The organism is Mycolicibacterium litorale (assembly GCF_010731695.1).
GTDB classification, from domain to species: Bacteria; Actinomycetota; Actinomycetes; order Mycobacteriales; family Mycobacteriaceae; genus Mycobacterium; species Mycobacterium litorale.
The window spans coordinates 1,252,718-1,278,995 of the sequence record NZ_AP022586.1; the positions used below are offsets into that span (position 1 = coordinate 1,252,718).

The window sequence follows — 26,278 nt, forward strand, 5'->3', positions numbered from 1 at the left end:
ATGGTGTGGTGACTGACGAAACATCGGGCAAGGCCGAGTCCGCGACCGGCGCCGCCGAGCCCGCGGAGACCGCTGTGACCCCGCCGCCCCCGGCGCGGCGTCGCCTCGGCCTGCTGTTGTCGGTCGCGGCGGTGATCCTGGTGCTCGACATCGTGACCAAGGTGCTCGCGGTCCGGCTGCTGACGCCCGGGCAACCGGTGTCGATCATCGGCGACACGGTGACCTGGACCCTGGTCCGCAACTCCGGGGCGGCGTTCTCGATGGCCACGGGCTACACCTGGGTGCTCACGCTGGTGGCGACGGGTGTGGTGATCGGCATCGTCTGGATGGGCAGGCGGCTGGTGTCGCCGTGGTGGGCGATCGGGCTGGGCCTCATCCTCGGCGGCGCGATGGGCAACCTGATCGACCGGTTCTTCCGGTCGCCCGGGCCGCTGCGCGGCCACGTGGTCGACTTCCTGTCCATCGGATGGTGGCCGGTCTTCAACGTCGCGGACCCGTCGGTGGTCGGCGGGGCGATCCTGCTGGTGGTGCTGTCGCTGTTCGGCTTCGACTTCGACACCACCGGACGCCGGCGGCCCGAGGACGAGACCCCGCCGGCGGCACGTCCCGCCGCCGATCCGTCATAGTGGCGACCCGGTCGATGCCCGTGCCCGAGGGGCTGGGCGGGATGAGGGTCGACGCCGGGCTGTCGCGGCTGCTCGGACTGTCGCGCACCGCGGCCGCGGCGATCGCGGAGGACGGCGGCGTCGACCTCGACGGTGCGCCTGCGGGCAAATCGGACCGGCTCACCGCGGGCGCCTGGCTCGAGGTGCGGCTGCCGGAGGCCCCTGCGCCGGTGGAGAACACCCCGGTCGACATCGAGGGCATGGCGATCCTGTACTCCGACGACGACATCGTGGCGGTCGACAAACCGCCGGGGGTGGCCGCGCACGCGACCGTCGGCTGGCACGGCCCCACGGTGCTGGGCGGCCTGGCGGCCGCCGGCTTCCGGATCAGCACCTCCGGGATCCACGAACGCCAGGGCATCGTGCACCGCCTCGACGTCGGCACCTCGGGGGTCATGGTGGTGGCGTTGTCGGAGCGGGCCTACACGGTGCTCAAACGCGCGTTCAAACAGCGCACCGTCGAGAAGCGGTACCACGCGCTGGTACAGGGCCATCCCGATCCGAGCAGCGGCACGATCGACGCGCCGATCGGGCGGCACCGGGGTCACGACTGGAAGTTCGCGGTCACCGAGAACGGCAGGCACAGCGTCACCCACTACGACACGCTGGAGGCGTTCCAGGCGGCGAGCCTGCTCGACATCGAACTCGAGACGGGCCGCACCCACCAGATCCGCGTGCACTTCGCCGCACTGCACCATCCGTGCTGCGGTGACCTCACCTACGGCGCCGACCCGACGCTGGCCCGCAAGCTCGGGCTGGAACGCCAGTGGCTGCACGCCCGGTCGCTGGCGTTCGCCCATCCGGCCGACGGGCGCCGCGTCGAGATCACCAGCCCGTACCCGGCCGACCTGCAACACGCCCTCGACGTGCTGCGCCGTCACGCCCGGTGACCGACTCGCGCCGCGACGGCCTGCTGTTCGGCACTGGCGCCTACGTCTGGTGGGGGCTGTGCCCGGGGTTCTTCCTGCTGCTGCTGCCCGCCGGATCGCTGGAGATCCTGGCGCACCGCATCGTGTGGAGCGCGGTGTTCCTGCTGCTGGTGCTGGCCGTCGCCCGCCGGGTGGGCGATCTGCGCCGATTGCCGTGGCGCACATGGCTGCAACTGCTGGCGGCTTCAGCCCTGGTGTCGGCGAACTGGGGGGTCTACATCTACGCGGCCACCCACGGCCACGTCGTCGACGCCGCGCTCGGGTACTTCATCAACCCGCTGATCAGCGTCGCCCTTGGCGTGCTGGTGTTCCGCGAACGGATCAACCGCTGGCAGCAGGCGGCGCTGGTGCTGGCCGTCGGCGCGGTGGTCCTGCTCACCGTGTCGGTCGGCGCGCCGCCCTACATCGCGTTGGCGCTCGCGGTGACGTTCGCCTTCTACGGTCTGGTGAAGAAGGTGGTCACCGCGGACCCGAGGGTCAGCGTGGCGGTCGAGACGCTGATCGCACTGCCGATCGCGGGCGGCTACGTGGTGGCGCTGGAGCTCACCCACCGTGGGCACTTCCTCAGCGAGGGGGCGGGGCACACCGGTTTGCTGCTGCTGGCCGGTCCGGTCACCGCGATCCCGCTGCTGCTGTTCGCCGCGGCCGCACAGCGGCTGCCCATGGTGACGCTGGGTCTGCTGTTCTACATCAACCCGGGTCTGCAGATGGCCTGGGGTGTGCTGATCGGCCACGAACCGATGCCGGTGGCGCGGTGGATCGGCTTCGCGCTGATCTGGGTGGCGCTGGCGCTGCAGGCCGCAGACGCAGTGCGCCGCAGGGGACCCCGGCAACGCGGGGCGCGACCCGAACCCGCGCCCCCGGCGCACGTGGCGGACCCGTCGTCGTCCCGCGAGGCAAATCCGGGCTGACCGCACACACTTGTCACGACCAGCGAACCTGGAGTTGGCATCGAGGTGTGGCAACGTCGGCCCCGCGAACGCGGATTTCGTTTGCGGGACAGTCGGTTGCCTGGCGTAGGGCTATGTCCTAGCGTTTGCTAGGTGCAGCGCAAGGGCCGGGGGAAAACGGCGGCACGCGCCCGAGGACGCCCGGTGGGCGCCGATTCTGCCCTCACCCGCAGGCAGATCGTCCGGGCCGGCCGCATGGTCGTCATCGAGCGCGGCTATTCCGGTATGACGTTCCAGGCCATAGCCGAACGGACCGGTCTGAGCCGGCCCACGCTGCACTACTACTTCAACACCCGTGAAGAGGTGTACGCGGGCGTCGTGATGGAGGTGCGGGAGGTCGTCGTCGACTGCGTCGCGCAGGCGCTGCGCCACGACCGGTTGCTGGACCGGCTCTCGGAGTTCGTGGCCGCGGTGCGCCGGGTGGACGCCCGGGACCCGTCGCTGGTGCCGTTCCTGATCAGCGCCCGCCTCGAACCGCAGCGCAACCCCGAGCTGTGGGCGATCAGCGATTCCCCGGTGCGGGCGTTCCTGAACCGGCTGGTCTCCGATGCGATCCAGCGGGGCGAACTGGACGCCGACACGGACATCGAAGGCGTCGCCGACCTGCTGCAGGTCATCCTCTACGGGTTGGCCTTCTACTCCGGTTTCACCGACGGCCCGGCCGGTCTCAGCGCGATCGTCACGCCGCTGATCGAGCTGTTCGCGCACGGCCTCGTCACGGCGCCGCAGGGGCTGGAGCCCGCCGGTGGTGGCGCGCGGGGCGACGCTGCCGAAGACACGCATCACGACACGCCGAAGGGTGTCGGAGGGCGGTCCTAGACTGGCGACCCTATGAGCGGTTCAGTCGGGCAGTCCTCGGGGTCTTTTGTTCACCTGCACAACCACACCGAGTACTCGATGCTGGACGGTGCCGCGAAGGTCAAGCCGATGCTCGCCGAGGCCCAGCGCCTCGAGATGCCCGCGATCGGCATGACCGACCACGGAAACATGTTCGGTGCCAGCGAGTTCTACAACGGGGCCACCGCCGCCGGGATCAAGCCCATCATCGGCATCGAGGCCTACATCGCACCGGCCTCCCGGTTCGACACCAAACGCGTCCTGTGGGGCGATCCGAGCCAGAAGTCCGACGACGTCTCCGGCAGCGGGTCCTACACCCACATGACGATGGTCGCCGAGAACGCGACCGGTCTGCGCAACCTGTTCAAGCTGTCCTCGCTGGCCTCGTTCGAAGGGCAGCTCGGCAAATGGTCCCGGATGGACGCCGAGATCATCGCCGAACACGCCGAGGGCATCATCGCCACCACCGGCTGCCCGTCGGGCGAGGTGCAGACGCGACTTCGCCTCGGCCACCAGCGGGAGGCGCTCGAGGCGGCCGCCAAGTGGCGCGAGATCTTCGGGCCGGACAACTTCTTCCTCGAGCTGATGGACCACGGCCTCGACATCGAACGCCGGGTGCGCGAAGGCCTGCTCGAGATCGGCCAGAAGCTCGGCATCCCGCCGTTGGCCACCAACGACTGTCACTACGTCACCCGCGAGGCCGCCCAGAACCACGAAGCGCTGCTGTGCATCCAGACCGGCAAGACGCTCTCTGACCCCACCCGGTTCAAATTCGACGGGGACGGTTACTACCTCAAGTCGGCGGCCGAGATGCGCGCGCTGTGGGACGGTCAGGTGCCCGGCGCCTGCGACTCCACCTTGCTGATCGCCGAGCGCGTCCAGCCCTATACCGAGGTGTGGGAACCGCGCGACCGGATGCCGGTGTTCCCGGTGCCCGAGGGGCACGACCAGGCGACGTGGCTGCACCACGAGGTCATGGCGGGGCTGCGGCGGCGCTTCCCGTCCGGGGTCGGCCAGGACTACATCGAGCGCGCCGAGTACGAGATCAAGGTCATCTGCGACAAGGGCTTCCCGTCCTACTTCCTCATCGTCGCCGACCTCATCAACTACGCGAAGTCGGTCGACATCCGCGTGGGGCCGGGGCGTGGTTCGGCCGCCGGTTCGCTGGTGGCCTACGCGCTGGGCATCACGAACATCGACCCGATCCCGCACGGCCTGCTGTTCGAGCGGTTCCTCAACCCGGAACGCCCGTCGGCGCCCGACATCGACATCGACTTCGACGACCGCCGCCGCGGTGAGATGCTGCGCTACGCCGCCAACAAGTGGGGCAGCGACCGCGTCGCGCAGGTCATCACCTTCGGCACCATCAAGACCAAAGCGGCACTGAAGGATTCGGCCCGGGTGCACTACGGTCAGCCCGGCTTCGCGATCGCCGACCGCATCACCAAGGCGCTGCCGCCGCCGATCATGGCCAAGGACATCCCGGTGTCGGGCATCACCGATCCCACCCACGAGCGGTACAAGGAAGCCGCCGAGGTCCGCGCCCTGATCGACACCGACCCCGACGTGCGCACCATCTACGAGACCGCCCGCGGCCTCGAAGGCCTGGTCCGCAACGCCGGTGTGCACGCGTGCGCGGTGATCATGAGCTCCGAACCGCTGATCGACGCGATCCCGCTGTGGCGCCGCCCGCAGGACGGTGCGGTGATCACCGGCTGGGACTATCCGTCGTGTGAGGCCATCGGCCTGCTGAAGATGGACTTCCTCGGCCTGCGGAACCTGACGATCATCGGGGACTGCATCGAGAACATCAAGGCCAACCGCGGCGTCGAGGTGGATCTGGAGACCCTGCCCCTCGACGACCCGAAGGCGTACGAACTGCTGGGCCGCGGCGACACGCTGGGTGTCTTCCAGCTCGACGGCGGCCCGATGCGGGATCTGCTGCGCCGCATGCAGCCCACCGAGTTCAACGACATCGTCGCCGTGCTCGCGCTGTACCGCCCCGGTCCGATGGGCATGAACGCCCACAACGACTACGCCGACCGCAAGAACAACCGGCAGGCCATCAAGCCGATCCATCCCGAACTCGAGGAACCGCTCAAGGAGATCCTCGCCGAGACCTACGGCCTGATCGTCTACCAAGAGCAGATCATGTTCATCGCCCAGAAGGTCGCCTCCTACACGATGGGCAAGGCCGACGCGCTCCGGAAGGCCATGGGCAAGAAGAAGCTCGAGGTGCTCGAAGCCGAGTACAAGGGCTTCCAGGAGGGCATGACCGCCAACGGGTTCTCGCAGGCCGCGGTGAAGGCGTTGTGGGACACCATCCTTCCGTTCGCCGGGTACGCGTTCAACAAATCGCACGCCGCCGGCTACGGCCTGGTGTCGTACTGGACGGCGTATTTGAAGGCCAACTATCCGGCCGAGTACATGGCGGGTCTGCTCACCTCGGTCGGCGACGACAAGGACAAGGCCGCGGTGTACCTGGCCGACTGCCGCCGGCTGGGGATCACGGTGCTGCCGCCCGACGTCAACGAGTCGGTGCAGAACTTCGCCTCGGTGGGCAACGACATCCGGTTCGGCCTCGGCGCGGTGCGCAACGTGGGCGCGAATGTGGTTGCCTCGCTGGTCAACACGCGCACGGAGAAGGGCAAGTACACCGACTTCTCGGACTACCTGAACAAGATCGACATCGCCGCCTGCAACAAGAAGGTGACGGAGTCGCTGATCAAGGCCGGGGCGTTCGACTCGCTCGGCCATCCCCGCAAGGGCCTGTTCCTGGTGCACACCGACGCCGTCGACTCGGTGCTGGGCACCAAGAAGGCCGAGGCGATGGGGCAGTTCGACCTGTTCGGCGGGGCCGGTGACGCCGGCGGCGCGGATTCGGTGTTCACGATCAAGGTGCCCGAGGAGGAGTGGGAGGACAAACACAAGCTGGCCCTCGAGCGCGAGATGCTCGGGCTGTATGTGTCCGGCCACCCGCTCAACGGCGTCGCCCACCTGCTGGCCAACCAGGTGGACACCCAGATCCCCGCGATCCTCGACGGCGACGTGGCCAACGACGCGCAGGTGCTCGTCGGCGGTATCCTCGCCTCGGTCAACCGCCGGGTGAACAAGAATGGATTGCCCTGGGCCTCAGCACAATTGGAAGATCTCACCGGCGGTATCGAGGTGCTGTTCTTCCCGCAGACGTACTCGGTGTTCGGCGCGGAGATCGCCGACGACGTGGTGGTGCTGGTGAAGGCGAAGGTCGCCGCCCGTGACGACCGCATCGCGCTGATCGCCCACGAACTGGTGGTGCCCGACTTCTCGAGCGCTCAGGCGGACCGGCCGCTGGCGGTCAGCCTGCCCACCCGGCAGTGCACGGTCGACAAGGTCAGCGCGCTCAAACAGGTGCTGGCCAACCATCCCGGCACTTCCCAGGTCCACCTCCGGCTGATCAGCGGTGAGCGGATCACCACCCTGGAGCTGGATCAGTCGTTGCGGGTGACGCCCTCGTCGGCGCTGATGGGGGATCTCAAGGCGCTGCTGGGCCCCGGCTGCCTCGGCGGCTAGCGCCGCTGCGGCCACGGTTCTTCGTTGCGGCGGCGCCGGTCGGCTTCGTCGGCACGGTCCTTGGCCCAGAACTCCTCGAAGCGTTCGCCGTCGCGGGAGCGCACGTTCGGCACGCGGTTCATCATGCGGCTGAGCCAGTCCGGGGGACGGGCGGGGTCCCACTGCGGCAGAACCAGGCTCAACGAGTACAGGGTCCGCAGTGCGACGAACACCCCGAAGAAGGCGGTGGGCGCGCCGGTCACCGCCACCGCGAGCATCCCGAGGATCAGCGTCAGATGGACGACGATGACGCGTCCCATCACGCGTTCGGCGGTCTGCTCCACCCGCAGGAACGGCCATGCCCGGATCAGCGGCAGGTCGACGACGAAGTCGACGACGACGAACACCAGCACGAGCAGGCATCCCGCGCCGGCGCTGCACCAGTCGACGTCGGCCAGTCCGCGGGCGCCGTTGTGGTTGAGCAACAACAGGATCACCCCGAGGAACAGCCCGTGCGCCCCGCAGAAGGCGAGGCTGACGAGCAGGAAACCGTGCAGGAAGGTGGAGTTCTGCGCGCCTGTGCGGCCGTTACCGGCCGCCCGGTACCTGAAGTGACCGCGCCGCGGGCTCAGCCGTTGGTGGACGGCGATCCGGATCGCGACGAACAGGCATACCGCCACGGTCTCGAACCAGTACACCGCCAGTGTGGTCCCGGCCGACCAGCCCTCGACGAACCATCCCGCCGCCGGAACCGCGGTGACCGCGAGCCCGAACACGCCGTGAAGGAGTCGATTCACGTGCGTCAGTGTGTGCGCCAGGATGGAAAAATGGGCGACGACACGACGAAACGACACCCCGACTCCCGGCACATCGCGGTCTGGATCGCCGCGCCGCCCGAGACGGTGTACGACCTCGCCGCCGACCCGCAGACGTGGCCCCGGTGGGCCGCCGGTCTGGCGCAGGGCGGGCTGCGCCAGTCGGAGCGCGGGTGGGTCGCGGACTCGCCGATGGGCGAGGTGGTCGTCGAGTTCTCACCGGCCAACGCCTTCGGCGTGCTCGACCACCTCGTACGGATGCCCTCGGGTGAAGCGGTCTACAACCCGCTGCGCGTGGTGCCGGCCGGGCCGGGGGAGCCGCGATGCGAGGTGGTGTTCAGCCTGCGCCGCCGCGACGGGATGAGCGACGAGGAATTCGAACGGGACGCGGCGGCGGTGGCCGCCGATCTCGAGGCGTTACGCGGTCTCGTCGAGGACTAGAGGACTAGCGGCGGTTCGAGCAGGCGATACCGAACCCCACCCAGCTGACGGTGGCCGCCGCCGCTGCGGACAACACCGCGGGTGCGGCGCTCATCGTCAGCACGCCGACCACCAGGAAGGCCACGATGCCGACGACGAGCGCGATCACCTTGTAGGCCGGCCAGGGGACACCGGCGACACTGACCTCGCACGCCGCGCGAGCGACGGTCGAGCGAAAGTTCCCGGCGGTGGTCATGGTGTCAACGATACCTCTCAACAAAGATTTCGGCCAACCGAAACTCCGGATCAGGACGACTCTGTTGTACCCGCCTAAGCTGGTTTCATGCCACTCATCGGAGAATACGAACCCAGCAGTTCCGATTGGGCCCGTGAACAGGCCGAGAAGTTCATGGAGTCGGGCGGGACGGAGGCCACCGAGCTCAACGGCAAACCGATCATCCTGCTCACCACCGTCGGCGCGAAGTCCGGCAAGCTGCGCAAGACCCCGCTGATGCGGGTCGAGCACCAGGGCGAGTACGCGGTCGTCGCGTCGCTCGGTGGCGCCCCCAAGCATCCGGTCTGGTACCACAACATCAAGAAGAATCCGCGGGTCGAGCTGCAGGACAAGACCGTCACCAAGGAGTACGACGCGCGCGAGGTGTTCGGTACCGAGAAGGCCGAATGGTGGGAGCGGGCGGTCGAGGTGTGGCCCGATTACGCCGAGTACCAGAAGAAGACCGACCGCGAGATCCCGGTCTTCGTGCTCACTCCGGTCGAGTGAAACCGGCTGTACCCTCGAAACCCGTCAGTGGCACCATTGACCGGTGTCCGCTGAACTGAGCCAACCCGCCCGTACATCGCCGATCACCGCGGCCGATATCGACGCGGCGGCGCAGCGGATTCTGGACGTCGTCGTCCGGACGCCGCTGCAGTACTCGGAGCGGTTGTCGGAGGTCACCGGCGCCGAGATCTACCTGAAGCGCGAGGACCTGCAGGCCGTGCGGTCCTACAAGCTGCGCGGGGCGTTCAACCTGCTCTCACAGCTCACCGAGGCGGAGATCGCCGCCGGCGTGGTCTGCTCGTCGGCGGGCAACCATGCCCAGGGCTTCGCCATGGCGTGCCGCACGATGGGCATCAAGGGCCGGGTCTACGTACCGGCGAAGACGCCCAAGCAGAAGCGCGACCGCATCCGCTACCACGGCCGCGAGTTCATCGAGTTGATCGCCGTCGGGGCGACCTACGACCTGGCCGCCGCGGCGGCGATCGACGACGTCGCGCGCACCGGCGCCACACTCGTCCCGCCGTACGACGACGTGCGGACCATGGCGGGGCAGGGCACGATCGCCCCGGAGATCCTCGACGATCTGGATGCCGAACCCGATCTGGTGATCGTCCCGGTGGGTGGCGGCGGATGTATCGCGGGCATCACCGCCTATCTGGCCGAGCGGACTTCGAGCACCGCGGTGCTCGGCGTGGAACCGGCGGGCGCCGCGTCGATGATCGCGGCGCTGACCGCCGGTGAACCGGTGACGCTCGACCACGCCGACCAGTTCGTCGACGGCGCCGCGGTCAATCGCGCGGGCCGTCTCCCGTTCGCCGCGCTGCGCGCCGCGGGCGACATGGTGTCGATGATGGCCGTCGACGAGGGTGCGGTCTGCACAGCGATGCTGGACCTCTACCAGAACGAGGGCATCGTTGCCGAGCCGGCCGGCGCACTGTCGGTGGCGGGACTGCTCGAGACGACGGTCGAACCGGATTCGACGGTCGTCTGCCTGATCTCCGGCGGCAACAACGACGTGTCCCGCTACGGCGAGATCCTCGAACGCTCGCTGGTGCACCTGGGCCTCAAGCACTATTTCCTGGTCGACTTCCCGCAGGAACCCGGCGCACTGCGGCGGTTCCTCGACGACGTGCTCGGACCGAACGACGACATCACGCTGTTCGAGTACGTCAAGCGCAACAACCGCGAGACCGGGGCGGCGCTGGTCGGCATCGAACTGGGCTCGGCCGCCGACTTCGACGGTCTGCTCGCCCGGATGTCGGCCTCCGACATGCACGTCGAAGCGCTCGAGCCGGGGTCGTCGGCGTACCGCTACCTGCTCTGAGCTACGCGGTCCGCACCACCGCGAACGAATGCCCGTCGAGGCGCGTGCCGTCGCCGTCGGCGGCCGGTTCGCCCCACGCCAGCACCACGTCACCGGCGACCGGCACCGTCACCGCGTCGGCGCCGAGGTTGCACGCGATCGACAGGCTGCCGCGGCGCAGTACGATCCAGCGCTGCGCCTCGTCGTAGTCGACCGTCAGGTGATCCAGCCAGGGGTCGGCCATATCGGGTTCGTCGCGGCGCAGCGCGATGAGGTCCCGGTAGACCTGCCGCAGGCGGGCGTGGTCGCCCTCGTCGACCTCGTCCCACCTCAGCTTGGACCGCAGGAAGGTCTCCGGATCCTGCGGATCGGGGATCTCGTCGGCGTCCCACCCGTGTTCGGCGAACTCCTTCTTGCGCCCCTCGGCCGTCGCCCGGGCGAGCTCCGGTTCCGGATGGCTGCTGAAGAACTGGAACGGTGACGACGAGCCCCACTCCTCGCCCATGAACAGCATTGCGGTGTAGGGGGATCCGAGCGCGAGCGCAGCCTTCACCGCGAGCTGGCCGGTGTCGAGATTCTCCGACGGCCGGTCGCCGACCGCCCGGTTGCCCACCTGGTCGTGGGTGAGCGTGTAGGCGAGCAGGCGGGTGGCCGGGATGGTGGAGGTGTCCAGCGGGCGGCCGTGGCGGCGGCGTCGGAACGTCGAGTACGTGCCGGCGTGGAAGTAACCGTTGCGCAGCGTCTGTGCCAGCGCCTCGACGCTGCCCCAGTCGCCGTAGTAGCCCTGCGTCTCGCCCGACACCGCGGCGTGGATCGCGTGGTGGATGTCGTCGTCCCACTGCGCGGTCATGCCCAGACCGCCCTGATCCCGCGGGGTGATCAGGCGCGGGTCGTTCATGTCGCTCTCGGCGATCAGCGACAGCGGCCGACCGAGTTCGCTTGCCAGCGCGTCGGTTTCGGCTGAGAGTTCCTCGAGGATGTGGATCGCGGTGGTGTCGACCAGGGCGTGCACCGCGTCGAGTCGCAGCCCGTCGGCGTGGAAGTCGCGCATCCACCGCAGCGCGCAGTCCAGGATGTAGCGGCGCACCTCGTCGGCGCCGGCGTCGGCGATGTTGATCGACTCGCCCCACGGGTTGCTGCCCGACGACAGGTACGGCCCGAACTTCGGCAGGTAGTTGCCGGACGGGCCGAGGTGGTTGAACACCGCGTCGATGAGCACGCCGAGGCCTCGGCTGTGGCAGGCGTCGATCAGCCGGATCAGCGCGTCGGGGCCGCCGTACGGTTCGTGGACGGCGTACCAGAGCACACCGTCGTACCCCCAGCCGTGCGTGCCGCCGAAGGCGTTGACGGGCATGAGTTCGACGAAGTCGACGCCGAGGTCGACGAGGTAGTCGAGTTTGTCGATGGCGGCGTCGAACGTGCCTTCGGGCGTGAAGGTCCCGGTGTGCAGCTCATAGATCACCTGACCCGTGTCGGACCCCTCGATACTGCGGCCGGCCCATGAATCGTCGGTCCACGCGTCGGCCGCGGGCGTCCACAGCTGGGAGCGCTCGTGCACGCCGTCCGGTTGGCGCGGTGAGCGCGGGTCGGGCAGCACCTTCGGGTCGTCGTCGAGGACGAAGCCGTAGCGGGCGTCCGGTGCGGCGTCCACCTCGGCGCGCCACCAGTCGTCGTCGCCTCGGGTCATCGGGTGCAGCGTTCCGTCGACGTCGAGTTGGACGCGTTCGGGCCGCGGCGCCCACACCGCGAACTCAGGCATGGTCACGCTCCAGGAGGACGGCGGGAAGCTCGGAGAACAGCTCGGCGGCGGTGACGGTGCCGCTGAATCCGGCCCCGGTGACGCGGTCGGTCCACTGTCCGTCGGGCAGGACCAGTTCGGTGTTCCCCCAACCGGTTTCGTGCAGCCTCACGGTGTGCCGGCTGACCGCGGTGAGCACGTCGTCGCCCCGCAGGAACGCCACCACGTGGTCGGCGGCCGCGCCGCGCGCCAGCAGCGGTGTGTACCCGCCCGACAGGAAGGTGTCCGGCCTGTCGCGGCGGGCGTGCAGTGCGGCACGCACCACGCGCATCTTCGGATGCCGCAGCGCCTGCAGTTCGGTGCGGCGGGAGGCGTAGTCGACCGGTCGGCGGTTGTCCGGGTCGACCAGGCTGTCCTCCCACAGTTCGGTGCCCTGATAGACGTCGGGGATGCCGGGGCCGGTCAGCGTCAGCAGTTTCTGCCCGAGACTGTCGTTGCGGGCGTGCGGGTCGAGCTGCTCGACGAGGCGGGTGAGCTCGGTGCCCACCGGACCGTCGATCACGCTGTCGAGCCACGCGTGCACACCGGTCTCGAACGCGGTGTCCGGGTCGTTCCACGTCGTGTGGGTGGCCGCCTCGCGGATCGCCTTCTCGGCGTAGGCGTGCAACCGCTGGCGCAGTTCGTCGGTCACCACGCCGTCCACCGGCCAGACACCGAAGATGTTCTGTAGCAGGAAGAGGCCGGTGCCGGCATCCGGTGACGGGGTGCGCTGCGACCATGCCTCGACGTACTGCGCCCACAGCGAGGGCACCTGCGACAGCACGCCGATGCGGGCCCGCACGTCCTCGCCGCGTTTGGTGTCGTGGGTCGACAGCGTGGTCATCGCGTGCGGCCACATGGCGGCTCTGGTCGCGGCGCGCTGGTGGAACTCGGCGATGGACACCCCGAACCATTCGGGCTCACCGCCGACCTCGTTCAGCGAGATCAGGCGGGCGTCCCGGTAGAACAGGCAGTCCTCCATGGACTTCGCGGTCGCCGCGCCGCACAGCTGCTGGAACCGCACCGCGGTCTCCCGGCTCGCCGACAGCGCCGACGAGAGGATCTGCAGTGCCGACGCGAACTGAGGTTGCTCGGTGAGGGTTTCGGCGATCGCGACCGGCAGCACCGTCGACAGTGCCGGATAGTCGGAGCGGTAGACCCCGAGGTGGCTGATCACCGCGGCGATCGCGGCGGGCAGGTCGGCATGGTCCTGGCCGGTGGCCGCCGCGATGGTGCGGCACAGCCGGGCCAGTTCGCTGCCCAGCGTGGTGGTCACCGCCTCCACCTTCAGCGCCCGGGCGGTCCGGGGTATCGCGGCGTAGTCGACGCCGGTCGACTCGTAGAGCGTGGTGAGCGCTTCGGCGCCGGCGGGGTCGATGAACACGCCGCCGGCCTCACGCAGCGCGTCGTACCCGGTGGTGCCGGCCACGGGCAGTGTCGGGTCCAGTGGCTCGCCGACGGCGAGGATCTTCTCGATGACGATCCACGCCTGTGGGCCGACGAGTTCGCGCAGCCAGGTCAGGTAGCCGGCCGGATCGGACAGCCCGTCGGGGTGGTCGATGCGGATGCCGTCGACGAGGTCCTCGGTGAACCACCGCTTGACCTCGCTGTGTGTGGCTTCGAACACGGCGGGGTCCTCCTGGCGCAACCCCGCCAGGGAGGTGATGGAGAAGAACCGGCGGTACCCGCAGATGCCGCGCTTCCAGCCGATCAACCGGTAATGCTGACGGTCGTGAACCTCGCTACCGGTGCCCTCGCCGGTGCCCGGTGCGATCGGGAACACGAGATCGCCGAGTCGCAGCGTGTCGCCGTCGACAGTGAGGTCCGCGACGTCGGAGTCCGATCCCAGTACCGGCAGCAGGATCCGGCCGTCCGGATCGGCGGTCCAATCGACGTCGAAGAAGTCGGCGTAGGCGGAGTCGCGGCCGTGGGTGAGCAGATCCCACCACCACCGGTTCTGTGTGGGCACGTCGACGCCGACGTGGTTGGGCACGATGTCGACGACCAACCCCATACCGCGGGCCTTCGCCGCCGCCGACAGCGACGCGAGGGCCTCCGCACCGCCCAGCGACGACGACACGGTGGTCGGGTCGGTGACGTCGTAGCCGTGGGTGGAGCCCTCGACCGCGGTGAGGATCGGGGAGAGGTACAGGTGTGAGACGCCCAGGTCGTCGAGATACTCGACGAGGGCCTGGGCGTCGGAGAGGGTGAACGCATGCCCACTCTCGGCGCCGCGCATCTGCAGTCGGTAGGTCGACAGCACGGGTCCGACGGTCATCACGCGGTCTTCCTCAGCACGAGCAGGGATCTGGGCTGCAGCGAGATCTTCTCGCCGGCCGGGACGACGATGTCGGTGTGACCGGTCGGGTCGGCGGTGTCGAGGTCGCCGGCCCACAGTTCGGCGTAATCACCGTCGGGGGTGACGAAGTCCTGGACGTGGTCGTGGGCGTTGAAGCACAGCAGGAACGAGTCGTCGACGACGCGTTCACCACGCGCGTCGGGGGTGGGGATGGCCTCGCCGTTGAGGAACACCGCCACGCATCTGCCCAGGCCGGTACCCCAGTCCTCGGGCGTCATCTCCTTGCCTGCTGGGGTCAGCCAGGCGATGTCGCGGACCTGGTCGCCGCTGCGGATCGGTTTGCCCTCGAAGAACCGTCTGCGGCGGAACACCGGGTGGTTCTTGCGGAAGGCGACCACCTTGCGGGTGAACTCCAGCAGGTCGGCGTTCGTCTCGCACAGCGACCAGTCCATCCACGACAGTTCGGAGTCTTGGCAGTAGACGTTGTTGTTGCCCAGCTGGGTGCGGCCGATCTCGTCGCCGTGGGCGATCATCGGCGTGCCCTGGCTGCACATGAGGGTCGCCAGCATGTTGCGCATCTGCTTGCCGCGCAGCGCCAGGATGTCCGGGTCGTCGGTGGGGCCCTCCACACCGCAGTTCCAGGAGCGGTTGTGGCTCTCGCCGTCGCGGTTGTCCTCGCCGTTGGCCAGGTTGTGTTTCTCGTTGTAGGACACCAGATCATGCATCGTGAACCCGTCGTGGCAGGTCACGAAGTTGATCGAGGCGCTGGGGCGCCGGCCGGTGGCCTCGTAGAGGTCTGATGATCCCGTCAGTCGGGAGGCGAATTCGCCGAGGGTCGCGGGTTCTCCCCGCCAGTAGTCGCGCACAGTGTCGCGATACTTCCCGTTCCACTCGGTCCACAAACCTGGGAAGTTGCCGACTTGATAACCGCCTTCGCCGACATCCCACGGCTCCGCGATCAGCTTGACCTGGCTGACCACCGGATCCTGTTGGACGAGGTCGAAGAACGCGGAGAGCCGGTCCACGTCGTAGAACTCACGCGCGAGGGTGGAGGCCAGATCGAAGCGGAACCCGTCGACGTGCATCTCGAGCACCCAGTACCGCAGCGAATCCATGATCAGCTGAAGCGTGTGCGGGTGCCGGGCGTTGAGGCTGTTGCCGGTGCCGGTGAAGTCCTTGTAGTAGCGCAGGTCGCCGTCGAGCAGCCGGTAGTAGGCGGCGTTGTCGATGCCGCGGAAGTTGATCGTCGGCCCGAGGTGGTTGCCCTCGGCGGTGTGGTTGTAGACGACGTCGAGGATGACCTCGATGCCCGCGGCGTGGAAGGACCGCACCATGGCCTTGAACTCGGCGACCGCACCGCCGGCGTGTTGGTTGGCGGCGTACTCGTTGTGCGGTGCGAAGAACCCGAAAGTGTTGTAGCCCCAGTAGTTTCGCAGTCCGAGGTCGATCAGCCGATGGTCGTGCATGAACTGGTGCACCGGCATGAGTTCGATGGCGGTGACGCCCAGCGACTTGAGGTGGTCGACGATCGCCGGGTGGCACAGCCCGGCGTAGGTGCCGCGCAACTCCGCGGGGATCGCCGGATGGCGCTGCGTCATCCCCTTGACGTGCGCCTCGTAGATCACGGTGTCGTGGTACGGCGTGCGCGGCGCGCGGTCGGAACCCCACTGGAAGAAGGGGTTGATCACGACGCTGGTCATCGTGTGCCCGAGTGAGTCCACGCACGGGGGAGTGCCGCCCGACGCCAGATCGTCGGCGTCGAGGTCGTAGGAGTACAGCGCCTGGCCGAAGTCGAAGTCGCCGTGGAACGATTTCCCGTACGGGTCGAGCAGCAGCTTGCTGGGGTCGCAGCGGTGCCCCGCCGCCGGATCCCACGGTCCGTACACCCGGAAGCCGTAGCGCTGTCCGGGGGAGACGGTGGGCAGGTACGCGTGCCAGACGAACCCGTCGACCTCCTCGAGGTTGATGCGCTCCTCGCTGCCGTCCTTGCCGATCAGGCACAGCTCGACGTGTTCGGCGACCTCGGAGAACAGTGAGAAGTTGGTGCCCGCCCCGTCGTAGGTGGCACCCAGCGGATAGGCCTCACCGGGCCAGACGGTGTGCGGGGGCACCGTCACCACCAGCCGGTGGCGGCGGCGATCTGACGTCCCAGTTCGGCGGTCATGGTGCGCATGTAAGTGGTCGAGATGTGGTGGGCGTCGTGGTACAGCAACACATTTCCCTCCACCACACGGCAGTAGTCCTCACGACACACCGCGTCGCTCATGTCCAACGGCTTGAGCATCGGGAACTGGGCGACGTAGTCCAGTGTCGGATTGTCGTCGGAGAGTACCTTGGAGCGCTCGATGCCGCAGGAGATCGCGTCGCCGCCGTCGGCCAGGCAGTCCGCGGGGATGTAGGGTTCCCCGTCGCGGACCAGCCACGGGGTGTCGCGCATGGCGAGGATCGGAATCTTGTTGCGCGACAGCGTCTCCCAGATACCGAGGTAGGTCGAGGGCATGACGTCGCCGTCCTTGATGTTCCACGGCCGCGTCGACGTGGTGAACACGTAGTCCGGTTTGTCGGCGAGCAGTTTGGGCATCACCCGCGAATTCCATTGATGGCACTTGGGATACGGGCGGTTGTCACCCATCACCAAGGGCATCTGCTCGGTGGTCAGCGGGCAGCCCATCTTCAGATACGTGACCACCTTGAAGTGGTGCGTCCGGCCGAGCAGATCGAGCGCGGTGATCCAGTGTTCGGCGTGCGACCCGCCGGCCAGCGCGATGGTGCGCGGCGCCGTCTTGTCACCGTAGGTGCAGTTGATCACCCCGACGTTGTCGAAATCGCTGATGCACCCGTCGATGGTGCTGGCGGGCAGGTCCTCCTTCGCCTCGAGCACCGTCGGGCGCATCGGCAGCTTGGGCACCTTCGCGTGGTTCACCAGCGCCGTGGCGCCGGGGTAGTCGCGCAGGGGCAGCCCGGCGAGTTCCTTGCCGCTGGCCCGCTGCACCGTGACGTGCTCACGCCAGGTGAACGACGTCGCGGTGAGCGCCACGCCCAGCAGTGCGACCACGGAGCCGAGCACGATCGTCGGCCTGCGCAGCCGCGTCCGCAGGGGTGCGGTGGCCACCATCGGCGCAGGCCCGCGGTAGCGCAGCGGTTCCTCGATGTAACGCATCGTCAGCCACGCCAGCACCGCCGAGACCCCGAGCACCCCGGCGCCCTGCCAGAAGTCGACCCTCGTCTGGCCGCTGTAGGACAACCAGAAGATCAGCAGCGGCCAGTGCCACAGGTACAGCGAGTAGGCCATCGAGCCGAGCGTCACGAACGGGGTGGTGGCCAGCAGCCGGTTCGGGGCGGGCAGCCGGCTGTCGTCGCGGTTGGCGGCCGAGAGGATGAACGCGATGGTGGCGCCGACGGGGACCAGCGCCCAGGGACCGGGGAACTCCTTGACGCCGTCGATGAACCACCCGCACGACAGGATCGCGGCGAGCGCGACGGTGGCGACGATGCCGCGCAGCCACATCGGCCACCGGATGTGGCCGACCAGTGCCCCGGCCAGCGCGCCGAGCAGCAACTCCCAGGCCCGGGCGAAGCTGTTGTAGTACGCGGTGGCCTGGTCGTCGTTGTGGGCGATGATCGCGTAGACGAACGAGGCGACGGTCAGCGCGGTGAGCAACACCACCAGGGCGGTCCGCAGGTGACGCCGCAGCACCCGCCGGAACAGCACCGCGAACCCGAAGATCAACACCAGGAAGGCGAGGTAGAACTGCCCCTGCACCGACATCGACCAGATGTGCTGCAGCGGGCTGACCGTCTCCTCCGCGCGCAGGTAGTCCGACGCGGTGATCGCCAGTTCCCAGTTCTGGTAGTAGCCGAGGCTCGCCAGGCTCTGGTCGGCGAAGGTCTCCCACCGCGTCTCCGGCTGGATCAGAATCGTCAGCACCGCGGAGGCGGCCAGCACCACGACCAGCGCGGGCAACAGGCGCCGGACAAGGCGGGTCACCTCGGGCACGGGCCGTAGCGACGCGCCCTGGGTCAGCGCCGAACGCAGCAACCGGCCGCCGAAGAAGAAGCCGGACAGCGCGAGGAAGACGTCCACACCGCCGGAGACCTTGCCGAACCACACGTGGAAGACCGCGACCAGCGCGATCGCGATGCCCCGCAGTCCGTCCAGATCGTGCCGGTAGAAGCCCGAACTCCGGATTCCCGTCGCGGAGGGCCGGACGGTACCCGGGTCGGAGCCAGCCGCCGGCCGGTGGGGGGCGAGGGTCATCATGGTCGGCGGCTAATTTACCGAATTTCTGCGGGCACCTCATGCCGCGCATGGTCTGGCCGCCGCGGCGAGCGAAGAGGTTAGTGTCGATCTCCGTGCCCGCGTTGACCCCTGCCCAGATCAGCGCCGTGGATGCCGCGCACGTCTGGCACCCCTACAGCACCATCGGCGCCGACGCCCTGCCACCGGTGGTGGCGCTGGCCGCCAAGGGTGCGTGGATCACCATCGCCGACCCCGCCGACCCGGCCGGCGGTGAGACGCTCGACGTCATCGACGCGATGAGTTCGTGGTGGACGGCGATCCACGGCCACGGCCACCCGGTGCTCGACGCGGCCATCACCGAGCAGCTGGCCACGATGAACCACGTCATGTTCGGCGGTCTGACCCACGAACCGGCCGCCCGGCTGGCGCAGCTGCTGGTGGAGATCACCCCGGCGGGTCTGGAGACCGTGTTCTTCTCCGACTCCGGATCGGTCTCGGTCGAGGTCGCGGTGAAGATGGCGCTGCAGTACTGGCGCGCGGCGGGCCGGCCGGGCAAGACCCGGCTGATGACGTGGCGCGGGGGCTATCACGGCGACACCTTCACCCCGATGAGCGTGTGCGACCCCGACGGCGGCATGCACGAGCTGTGGACCGACATCCTGACCCGTCAGGTGTTCGCCCCGCCCGTGCCCGGCGCCTACGAGCCGGAGTATGTGGCGGCGTTCGAGCGACAACTCGCCGAGCACGCCGACGACGTGGCCGCGGTGATCGTCGAACCGGTGGTCCAGGGCGCCGGCGGGATGCGGTTCCACGATCCCCGTTACCTGACCGACCTGCGCGCGCTGTGCGACCGCCACGGCGTGTTGTTGATCTTCGACGAGATCGCCACCGGATTCGGCCGCACCGGCGAGTTGTTCGCCGCCGACCACGTCAGGGTCAGCCCCGACATCATGTGCGTCGGCAAGGGCCTCACCGGCGGCTACCTGACGCTCGCCGCGACGTTGTGCACCACGCAGATCGCCCACACCATCAGCGCGGGTGAGGCCGGGGCGCTCATGCACGGGCCGACGTTCATGGCCAACGCGCTGGCCTGCGCGGTCGGGGTCGCCGCGGTCGAGCTGCTGCTGGCCGGTGACTGGCGCACCACGATCGCGGCCATCGAACGGGGTCTGGCCGACGGGCTGGCGCCGGCGCGCGAGGTGGCCGGCGTGGCCGACGTGCGGGTCCTCGGCGCCATCGGCGTCGTGGAGCTGGAGCGCCCGGTGGACATGGCGACGGCGACGGCCGCGGCCCTGGACCACGGTGTGTGGCTGCGTCCGTTCCGCAACCTCGTCTACGTCATGCCGCCCTACATCTGCACCGCCGAAGAGATCGCCCAGATCACCTCTGCGGTGGTCGGCGTGGTCCGTGCACTAGCCTGAACGGTGTTCAAGTAGATCGGAGGCAACCGTGACGCGCGCTGGTCTGTCGCCGCTGGCGTGGCTCGACGAGGTCGCCGACCAACGCCGCGCCGCCGGACTGCGCCGGTCGCTGCAGACCAGGCCGCCCACCGGCGCCGTCGTGGACCTGGCCTCCAACGACTACCTCGGACTCTCCACGCACCCGCGGGTGGTCGAGGGCGCGGTGCGGGCCCTGCGTGAGTGGGGCGCCGGGTCGACCGGGTCGCGGCTGGTGACCGGCAACACCGAACTGCACGAGGGCTTCGAGCGGGCACTGGCCGCGTTCACCGGCGCCGAGTCCGCGCTGGTGTTCTCCTCCGGATACACCGCCAATCTCGGCGCGGTGGTGGCGCTGTCCGGCCCGGGCGCACTGCTGGTGTCCGACGCGCTCACCCATGCGTCGCTGGTGGACGCCGCCCGGCTGTCCCGTTCGCGGGTGGTGGTCACCCCGCACCGCGACGTCGCCGCGATCGAGGCGGCGCTGAGCTCCCGCGACGAACAGCGCGCCGTGGTGGTCACCGATTCGGTGTTCTCCGCCGACGGAGTGCTGGCGCCGCTGCGCGAGATGCACGACGTGTGCCGGCGGTACGGGGCGCTGCTCGTCGTCGACGAGGCGCACGGGCTCGGGGTCCGCGGCGACGGTGGCCGCGGCCTGCTCGACGAGGTGGGGCTGGCCGGTGCGCCGGACGTCGTCATGACCACGACGCTGTCCAAGGCGCTGGGCAGTCAGGGCGGGGTGGTTCTCGGGCCTGCCGCGGTCCGCGAGCACCTCATCGACGCCGCCCGCCCCTTCATCTTCGACACCGGGCTGGCCCCCGCGGCGGTGGGCGCGGCGAGGGCGGCGCTGGAGGTGCTGACCGACGAACCGTGGCGCGCCCGCGCGGTGCTCGACAACGCCGCGGCGCTGGCGCAGATGTGCGGTGTGGCCGAGCGGCCGGAGTCCGCGGTCGTCTCGGTGATCCTGGGGGAGCCGGAGACGGCGCTGGCCGCCGCGACCGCCTGTCTGGACCGCGGGCTGCGGGTGGGGTGCTTCCGGCCCCCCACGGTGCCCGCGGGCACCTCCCGGCTGCGCCTGACGGCGCGGGCGTCGCTGACCGCGGACGACCTGGGCACCGCCCGGCAGGTGCTGACCGACGTGCTGACGGCGGCCCGCAGATGAGCGTGCTCGTGGTGACCGGAACCGACACCGGTGTGGGCAAGACCGTCGCCACGGCCGCGCTGGCCTGCGCCGCCCGGCTGCACGGCATGGAGGTGGCGGTCTGCAAACCCGTCCAGACCGGCACCGGACCGGACGACGAATCCGGCGACGACGACCTTCGCGAGATCGGGCGGCTGGCCGGGGTGGACGCGCTGCACCGCGGATGGCGTTATCCGGATCCGCTGGCCCCACTGGCCGCCGCGCAGCGTGCCGGTGCCACCCTGCCGACGCTAGCGGAGCTGATCGACCTGGTGCGCGGCGCGGATGCGCCGGACCGGCTGACGCTGGTCGAGGGCGCAGGCGGGCTGCTGGTCGAGATCGGCGAGGGCGGCGTCACCCTTCGTGATGTGGCGACAGAGCTGGGCGCCCCGGTCCTGGTGGTCGTCGCGCCGGGGCTCGGCACCCTCAACCACACTTCACTCACCCTGGAATCGCTCGCTGCACAAGGGCTTTCGTGCGCCGGCCTGGTGATCGGCGCCTGGCCCGCGCAGCCGGGTGTCGCCGAGATCGACAACCGCGACGCGCTGGCACGGCTTGCCCCGGTGCGCGCCGCGCTGCCCGCCGGCGCCGGATCGGTCAGCGCCGTCGACTTCGAACGGATCAGCGCGACCGCCTTCGACCCGGACTGGCTCGCGGGCCTGCGGTAGATGGTCCATTCGGTCGAGCTGCTCTTCGACCCCGCTACCGACGCGGCGGTGCGCGGGATCTGGGATGACCTCAGCGCGGCCGGAGTGCGCAGCCAGGCCGCCAACCGGTCACCCAGCAACCGCCCGCACGTGACGCTCACCGTGGCGGAGCGCATGGCCGACGGGGTGAACGACGCGCTGCGTCCGCTGCTGGCGATGCTGCCGTTCGACGGACTGATCGGAGCGCCGATGCTCTTCGGCGCCCGCACGCTGATCCTCGTTCGGCTGCTCGTCCCGTCGACGCCCCTGCTCGACCTGCACCGGGAGGTCGACCGGGTGTGCCGCCCGCACATCGACGGCGACCCGCTCCCGCACACCGCGCCCGGTCAGTGGACCCCCCACGTGACGCTGGCGCGGCGGGTGCCACCCGAACAGCTGCCCGCCGCGATGGCGGTGCGCGGCCTGAATGGCGACCTGAGCTGCCGGATCGTCGGCCTGCGGCACTGGGACGGCAACGACCGCGTCGAGTATCCGATCAGCTGACGGTGGAGATGACGCCGAGGCCGTCGATCAGCAGCCGCAGCCCGAAGCCGAACCGGCGGTCGTGGTCGATGGCCGCCACCGACTCCTGCGGGTCGAGCACCCCGGCCGAATCCCACTGCAACTTCGACTGCTCGTCGACGGTGAAGCCCAGCACGTAGTAGATGACGGTGCGCGCGGCGAGTTCGGCCTCGGCCGAGGGCACCCCGGCGTCTTCGGCGGCGGCGGACAGCGCGGTGAGGATGTCCCCGGCGGCCTGCGACTGTCCGGCGGCGAAGCTGGCCGACACCAGTTCGGCGCCGTCGGTGTGCGACAGCAGCGCATCGCGCAGCGCCGAGCACACCGCCACGATCCGCTCTCGCCAGTCGGTGACGGCGGGGACGTCGCGCGCGGGCTGCAGGATGCGGTCCGCGATCGCGCCGAGGAGCTGCTGCTTGTTGGCGAAGTGCCAGTACAGGGCACCGGGGGAGACGTTGAGCTCCTTGGCGAGCCTGCGCATCGTCAGGTCGGCGATCCCGTAAGCGTCCAGGATCGCCGTCGCCGCTTCGACCACGTCGTATTTGTGCAGTTGCACGCGGTTAGCTTAACCTGAACGGCGTTCAACCCTGAACGGTGTTCAATGGTCGGCTCGGCCGACGTGTTCAATAGTCGGCTCGGCCGACATGTTCAATGCTTTGGTGCGAGGAGGCAACCCGGTGAGCGACATTCTGGCGGTGGCGCGCGAACAGGTGCTCGAGCGCGGCCAGGGGCTGAACCAGGACCAGACGCTGCAGGTCCTGCAACTCCCAGACGATCGCCTCGACGACCTGCTCGCGCTGGCGCACGAGGTCCGCATGGCCTGGTGCGGTCCCGACGTCGAGGTCGAGGGCATCATCAGCCTCAAGACCGGTGGCTGCCCCGAGGACTGTCACTTCTGTTCGCAGTCGGGGCTTTTCGCCTCTCCGGTGCGCAGCGCGTGGCTTGACATCCCCAGCCTGGTCGAGGCGGCCAAGCAGACCGCCAAGACCGGCGCCACCGAGTTCTGCATCGTCGCCGCGGTGCGTGGCCCCGACGAACGGCTGCTGGCCCAGGTCGCCGCCGGTATCGAGGCGATCCGCAACGAGGTCGACATCCAGATCGCCTGCTCGCTGGGCATGCTGACCGCCGATCAGGTCGAGCGACTGGCCGCGATGGGCGTGCACCGCTACAACCACAACCTGGAAACCGCGCGGTCGTTCTTCACCAACGTCGTGACCACCCACACCTGGGAGGAGCGCTGGGACACCCTGCGCATGGTCCGCGAAGCCGGCATGGAGGTGTGCTGCGGCGGCATCCTCGGGATGGGGGAGACGCTCGAGCAGCGCGCCGAGTTCGCCGCGAACCTGGCCGACCTCGACCCGCACGAGGTGCCGCTCAACTTCCTCAACCCGCGTCCGGGCACGCCGTTCGGCGACCTCGAGGTGCTGCCCGCGTCCGAGGCCCTCAAGGCGGTCGCCGCGTTCCGCCTGGCCTTGCCCCGCACGATGCTGCGCTTCGCGGGCGGCCGCGAGATCACTCTCGGCGACCTGGGCGCCAAGAAGGGCATCCTCGGCGGCATCAACGCGGTCATCGTCGGCAACTACCTGACCACCCTGGGGCGTCCGGCAGAAGCCGATCTCGAACTGCTCGACGATCTGCAGATGCCGATCAAGGCGCTCAACGCCACCCTGTAGATGACGGCCGACCTGCCTGCGCCCGTGAGCGCCGGCCGCTACAACGTCTACACCGGTGTGTGCAACAGTGAAGCGGCGGGGACAACGGTTCCCACCGCGGCCCAGCTGGGGCTGGAACCGCCCCGGTTCTGCGCCGAGTGCGGCCGCCGGATGGTGGTGCAGGTGCGCCCGGACGGCTGGTGGGCGAAGTGTTCCCGGCATGGGATCGTCGATTCCAAGGACCTGGAGACGCAGCGTTGAACGAAGTTTCGGTGGACGAAGTCGCGGTGAAGGACCCTGCGCGACCGCGGTTTTCGCGGCGACGGGCCGCGTTGACCACGGTCGGCGGATTGGTGCTGGCCGGTGCCGTCACCGGCGCACTGTGGTCGGTGCTCGCCCCACCGGTCCACGGCGTCGTCGCGCTGACCCGCGACGGTGAGCGGGTCCGGGCGTATGTCGGCGGCGATGCCGACCACTTCTTCACCGCGGCGGCCCTGTTCGTCGGGATGCTCGCGGCCGTCGCCGTCGTCGCGGCGGTCTGGCTGTGGCAGTGGCGCGCGCACCGTGGCCCCGTCCTCGTCGCCGCGCTCGCGGTCGGCGCGGCCGCCGCCGCGGGAGTCGCGGCGGGTGTGGGTGCGGCGCTGGTGCGGATGCAGTACGGCACGGTCGACGTGGCGGCCGCGCCGGTCACCCCGGACAACCGGGTGCACCACGTGATCGAGGCGCCCGCGGTGTTCTTCGGGCACACGCCGCTGCAGATCGCATGCACGATCATCGTCCCGGCCGCCATCGGCGCGCTGGTCTACGCCATCTGCGCGGTGGCCGCCCCACGCGACGACCTCGGCGGCTGGCCGCCGCAGGAGTTCGAACCGCTCAGCGGTCGAAAAACGACAGCGGACGGCGCTCAACCCGTCGGCCCGCCATCACCTTCGCACTGATCACGGCGAGCCGGAGCATCCCGCGGTAGGTCGACGGGTTGAGCAGCGTGGGCCACTTGGTGCGCACGAGGTTCTCGCTCAGCGGCCGGTCGGCAAACCGGTCGCGCAGCCACCGCAGCGTCATCGGCGCCGACATCGGATGCAGCAGCATGTGCTCGCTGAACATGTCGCGGTGGTAGGTGACGTGGGCGCCGCCGCTGCTGTAGGTGTCGATCAGGGCGTCGATGTCGTCGACCGAGACGATCTTGTCGTGCACGGCCTGCACGATCAGCACGGGCGGGTTCGGGGTCGCGGTGCCCAGCTTGATGCTGTCGAAGACGTGCTGCACCTCGGGGGTCTGCAGGATCTCCTCGAGTGGCCGGTCGACCAGCTTGCCCATGTCCATGCGGATCCACCGAAGTACGGCGTGTGCCGTCGTCATCTTCTCGATGCGCAGCAGCATCGCCTTGCCGGTGTCGGTGGCGTGTTCCTGGATGACGCGGTCCAGTTCGGGGTAGCTGTGCGTCAGCGCTGCCACCACCATCGCGGGCAATCCCGAGAAGATGCTGCCGTTGAGCCGGCGGAACGCATTGCCCAGGTCGGCCACCGGTGAGCCGAGGACCGCACCGACGACGTTGAGTTCGGGCGCGTACTCGGCGCAGGTCTCCGCGGCCCATGCGGTGGCCAGCCCGCCCCCGGAGTAGCCCCACAGCCCCACCGGCGCCTGCGCCGACAGGTTGAGGCGGTCGCAGTTGAGGGCGGCCCGGACGCCGTCGAGCACGTGGTAGCCGGGTTCGAAGGGCGCGCCCCAGATGCCGTGCGGACCTTCGTGGTCGGGAACCGAGACGGCCCACCCCTCGGCGAGCGCGGCGGCGATCAGCAGGAACTCGACCTGCGCGAGCGCGCCGACGGCCTTGGCGCCCCGGCGCAGGGCGTAGGACGGGAAGCACCGCCCGGCGATCGCGTCGATCGCGCACTGGTAGGACACGACCGGGCAGGGTTTGTTCGGGTCGCGTTCCGTGGGGGTGACGACGGTGGTGACGGTGGCCTGCGGCGCACCGTGGAAGTCGGTCGTGCGGTAGAGCAGCTGGGTGGCGGTGAACTTCTGCGGGACGAGTCCCATGAACGCCAGCTCGACGTCGCGGGAGCGCAGGACCGTCCCGGGCCGCGCGTGTTCGAAACCGGCGGGCGGTTCGTAGAAGGCGTCCTTGGCCGGTACCGACGGACGGGATCCGCGGGCGATGTCCTCGTGGTGCGGCTGGCCGATCCACTCGGCGCCGGTCTCCCGCGCCACGCTGCCCAAGTCCATCCGGCCAAGGCTACTTAAGAGGTCTATGAGAT

The 26,278-nt window shown here is 69.4% G+C and carries 23 protein-coding genes; 15 read left to right on the plus strand and 8 right to left on the minus strand.

Annotated features, from left to right (window positions below):
* The first annotated feature begins 5 nt into the window (after positions 1-5).
* The 5 genes from lspA to dnaE all read left to right on the plus strand — a co-directional run bounded on the left by lspA (position 6) and on the right by dnaE (position 6,933).
* Positions 6-626 carry a signal peptidase II gene (lspA, locus tag G6N30_RS05845; RefSeq protein ID WP_134060424.1) on the plus strand — a complete coding sequence of 207 codons (621 nt, stop codon included), beginning with the start codon at positions 6-8 and terminating at the stop codon, positions 624-626.
* Positions 627-640: 14 nt separating this feature from the next.
* Positions 641-1,555, plus strand: a complete 915-nt coding sequence (locus tag G6N30_RS05850; protein WP_179965553.1) for an RluA family pseudouridine synthase — start codon at positions 641-643, stop codon at positions 1,553-1,555.
* Positions 1,552-2,505 carry an EamA family transporter RarD gene (gene rarD / locus G6N30_RS05855; RefSeq protein ID WP_134060426.1) on the plus strand — a complete coding sequence of 318 codons (954 nt, stop codon included), beginning with the start codon at positions 1,552-1,554 and terminating at the stop codon, positions 2,503-2,505. Before G6N30_RS05850 ends, rarD begins: the two co-directional genes overlap by 4 nt.
* A gap of 183 nt (positions 2,506-2,688) precedes the next feature.
* Positions 2,689-3,363, plus strand: coding sequence for a TetR/AcrR family transcriptional regulator (locus tag G6N30_RS05860; protein WP_234880344.1), 675 nt, complete (start codon positions 2,689-2,691; stop codon positions 3,361-3,363).
* 12 nt (positions 3,364-3,375) lie between these two features.
* Complete coding sequence (dnaE, locus tag G6N30_RS05865; protein WP_134060428.1) at positions 3,376-6,933, plus strand: DNA polymerase III subunit alpha; 3,558 nt, start codon at positions 3,376-3,378, stop codon at positions 6,931-6,933.
* Here the strand turns inward: dnaE and G6N30_RS05870 are convergent.
* Positions 6,930-7,709 (minus strand): DUF6498-containing protein, encoded by a 780-nt coding sequence (locus tag G6N30_RS05870; protein WP_134060429.1) that lies wholly within the window; start codon positions 7,707-7,709, stop codon positions 6,930-6,932. The genes dnaE and G6N30_RS05870 overlap by 4 nt on opposite strands.
* 30 nt (positions 7,710-7,739) lie before the next feature.
* Here G6N30_RS05870 and G6N30_RS05875 point away from each other — a divergent pair, with 30 nt between their 5' ends.
* Entirely contained in the window at positions 7,740-8,168 is a 429-nt protein-coding gene (locus tag G6N30_RS05875; RefSeq protein WP_134060430.1) for an SRPBCC family protein, read from the plus strand.
* A 4-nt stretch (positions 8,169-8,172) separates the two neighbouring features.
* Here G6N30_RS05875 and G6N30_RS05880 read toward each other — a convergent pair whose 3' ends face one another.
* Entirely contained in the window at positions 8,173-8,403 is a 231-nt protein-coding gene (locus G6N30_RS05880) for a hypothetical protein (protein ID WP_134060431.1), read from the minus strand.
* Between the two features lie 87 nt (positions 8,404-8,490).
* Here G6N30_RS05880 and G6N30_RS05885 point away from each other — a divergent pair, with 87 nt between their 5' ends.
* Both G6N30_RS05885 and ilvA read left to right on the plus strand, forming a co-directional pair.
* Positions 8,491-8,928, plus strand: a complete 438-nt coding sequence (locus G6N30_RS05885; protein ID WP_134060432.1) for a nitroreductase family deazaflavin-dependent oxidoreductase — start codon at positions 8,491-8,493, stop codon at positions 8,926-8,928.
* Between the two features lie 43 nt (positions 8,929-8,971).
* Positions 8,972-10,252: a threonine ammonia-lyase IlvA gene (gene ilvA, locus G6N30_RS05890; RefSeq protein WP_134060433.1), complete on the plus strand. Its 1,281-nt coding sequence runs from the start codon at positions 8,972-8,974 to the stop codon at positions 10,250-10,252.
* Position 10,253: 1 nt separating this feature from the next.
* On the opposite strand, the gene treZ is transcribed toward ilvA, so the two are convergent.
* From treZ to G6N30_RS05910, 4 genes are read right to left on the minus strand one after another with little or no spacing between them, the layout of a single operon-like run.
* A complete protein-coding gene (treZ, locus tag G6N30_RS05895; protein ID WP_134060434.1) occupies positions 10,254-11,990 on the minus strand; it encodes a malto-oligosyltrehalose trehalohydrolase in 1,737 nt (578 codons plus the stop codon).
* Positions 11,983-14,286, minus strand: a complete 2,304-nt coding sequence (treY, locus tag G6N30_RS05900; RefSeq protein WP_134060435.1) for a malto-oligosyltrehalose synthase — start codon at positions 14,284-14,286, stop codon at positions 11,983-11,985. Before treY ends, treZ begins: the two co-directional genes overlap by 8 nt.
* The gene (glgX, locus tag G6N30_RS05905; protein WP_179965554.1) at positions 14,286-16,418 is read right to left on the minus strand and encodes a glycogen debranching protein GlgX; all 2,133 of its coding nucleotides are present in this window, start codon (positions 16,416-16,418) and stop codon (positions 14,286-14,288) included. Before glgX ends, treY begins: the two co-directional genes overlap by 1 nt.
* A 2-nt stretch (positions 16,419-16,420) precedes the next feature.
* Positions 16,421-18,568, minus strand: coding sequence for an acetyltransferase SucT (locus G6N30_RS05910; RefSeq protein ID WP_163687424.1), 2,148 nt, complete (start codon positions 18,566-18,568; stop codon positions 16,421-16,423).
* A 92-nt stretch (positions 18,569-18,660) separates the two neighbouring features.
* On the opposite strand from G6N30_RS05910, the gene G6N30_RS05915 reads away from it, so the two are divergent.
* From G6N30_RS05915 to G6N30_RS05930, 4 genes are read left to right on the plus strand one after another with little or no spacing between them, the layout of a single operon-like run.
* Complete coding sequence (locus tag G6N30_RS05915) at positions 18,661-19,968, plus strand: adenosylmethionine--8-amino-7-oxononanoate transaminase (RefSeq protein ID WP_134060437.1); 1,308 nt, start codon at positions 18,661-18,663, stop codon at positions 19,966-19,968.
* A gap of 28 nt (positions 19,969-19,996) precedes the next feature.
* The gene (locus tag G6N30_RS05920; protein ID WP_134060438.1) at positions 19,997-21,145 is read left to right on the plus strand and encodes an 8-amino-7-oxononanoate synthase; all 1,149 of its coding nucleotides are present in this window, start codon (positions 19,997-19,999) and stop codon (positions 21,143-21,145) included.
* Positions 21,142-21,831 carry a dethiobiotin synthase gene (bioD, locus tag G6N30_RS05925; RefSeq protein WP_134060439.1) on the plus strand — a complete coding sequence of 230 codons (690 nt, stop codon included), beginning with the start codon at positions 21,142-21,144 and terminating at the stop codon, positions 21,829-21,831. Before G6N30_RS05920 ends, bioD begins: the two co-directional genes overlap by 4 nt.
* Positions 21,832-22,353: a 2'-5' RNA ligase family protein gene (locus G6N30_RS05930; RefSeq protein WP_134060440.1), complete on the plus strand. Its 522-nt coding sequence runs from the start codon at positions 21,832-21,834 to the stop codon at positions 22,351-22,353.
* On the opposite strand, the gene G6N30_RS05935 is transcribed toward G6N30_RS05930, so the two are convergent.
* Positions 22,346-22,924, minus strand: a complete 579-nt coding sequence (locus G6N30_RS05935; RefSeq protein WP_134060441.1) for a TetR family transcriptional regulator — start codon at positions 22,922-22,924, stop codon at positions 22,346-22,348. The genes G6N30_RS05930 and G6N30_RS05935 overlap by 8 nt on opposite strands.
* Positions 22,925-23,045: 121 nt before the next feature.
* On the opposite strand from G6N30_RS05935, the gene bioB reads away from it, so the two are divergent.
* The 3 genes from bioB to G6N30_RS05950 are packed head-to-tail and all read left to right on the plus strand — an operon-like array spanning position 23,046 to position 24,958.
* The gene (gene bioB, locus G6N30_RS05940) at positions 23,046-24,041 is read left to right on the plus strand and encodes a biotin synthase BioB (RefSeq protein ID WP_134060442.1); all 996 of its coding nucleotides are present in this window, start codon (positions 23,046-23,048) and stop codon (positions 24,039-24,041) included.
* The gene (gene bsaP, locus G6N30_RS05945) at positions 24,042-24,281 is read left to right on the plus strand and encodes a biotin synthase auxiliary protein BsaP (RefSeq protein WP_134060443.1); all 240 of its coding nucleotides are present in this window, start codon (positions 24,042-24,044) and stop codon (positions 24,279-24,281) included.
* A 26-nt stretch (positions 24,282-24,307) separates the two neighbouring features.
* Positions 24,308-24,958 (plus strand): DUF2567 domain-containing protein, encoded by a 651-nt coding sequence (locus G6N30_RS05950; RefSeq protein WP_134060563.1) that lies wholly within the window; start codon positions 24,308-24,310, stop codon positions 24,956-24,958.
* Here G6N30_RS05950 and G6N30_RS05955 read toward each other — a convergent pair.
* Positions 24,894-26,246, minus strand: a complete 1,353-nt coding sequence (locus G6N30_RS05955) for a lipase family protein (RefSeq protein ID WP_134060444.1) — start codon at positions 26,244-26,246, stop codon at positions 24,894-24,896. The two genes, G6N30_RS05950 and G6N30_RS05955, sit on opposite strands and share 65 nt — an antisense overlap.
* Positions 26,247-26,278: the final 32 nt, after the last annotated feature.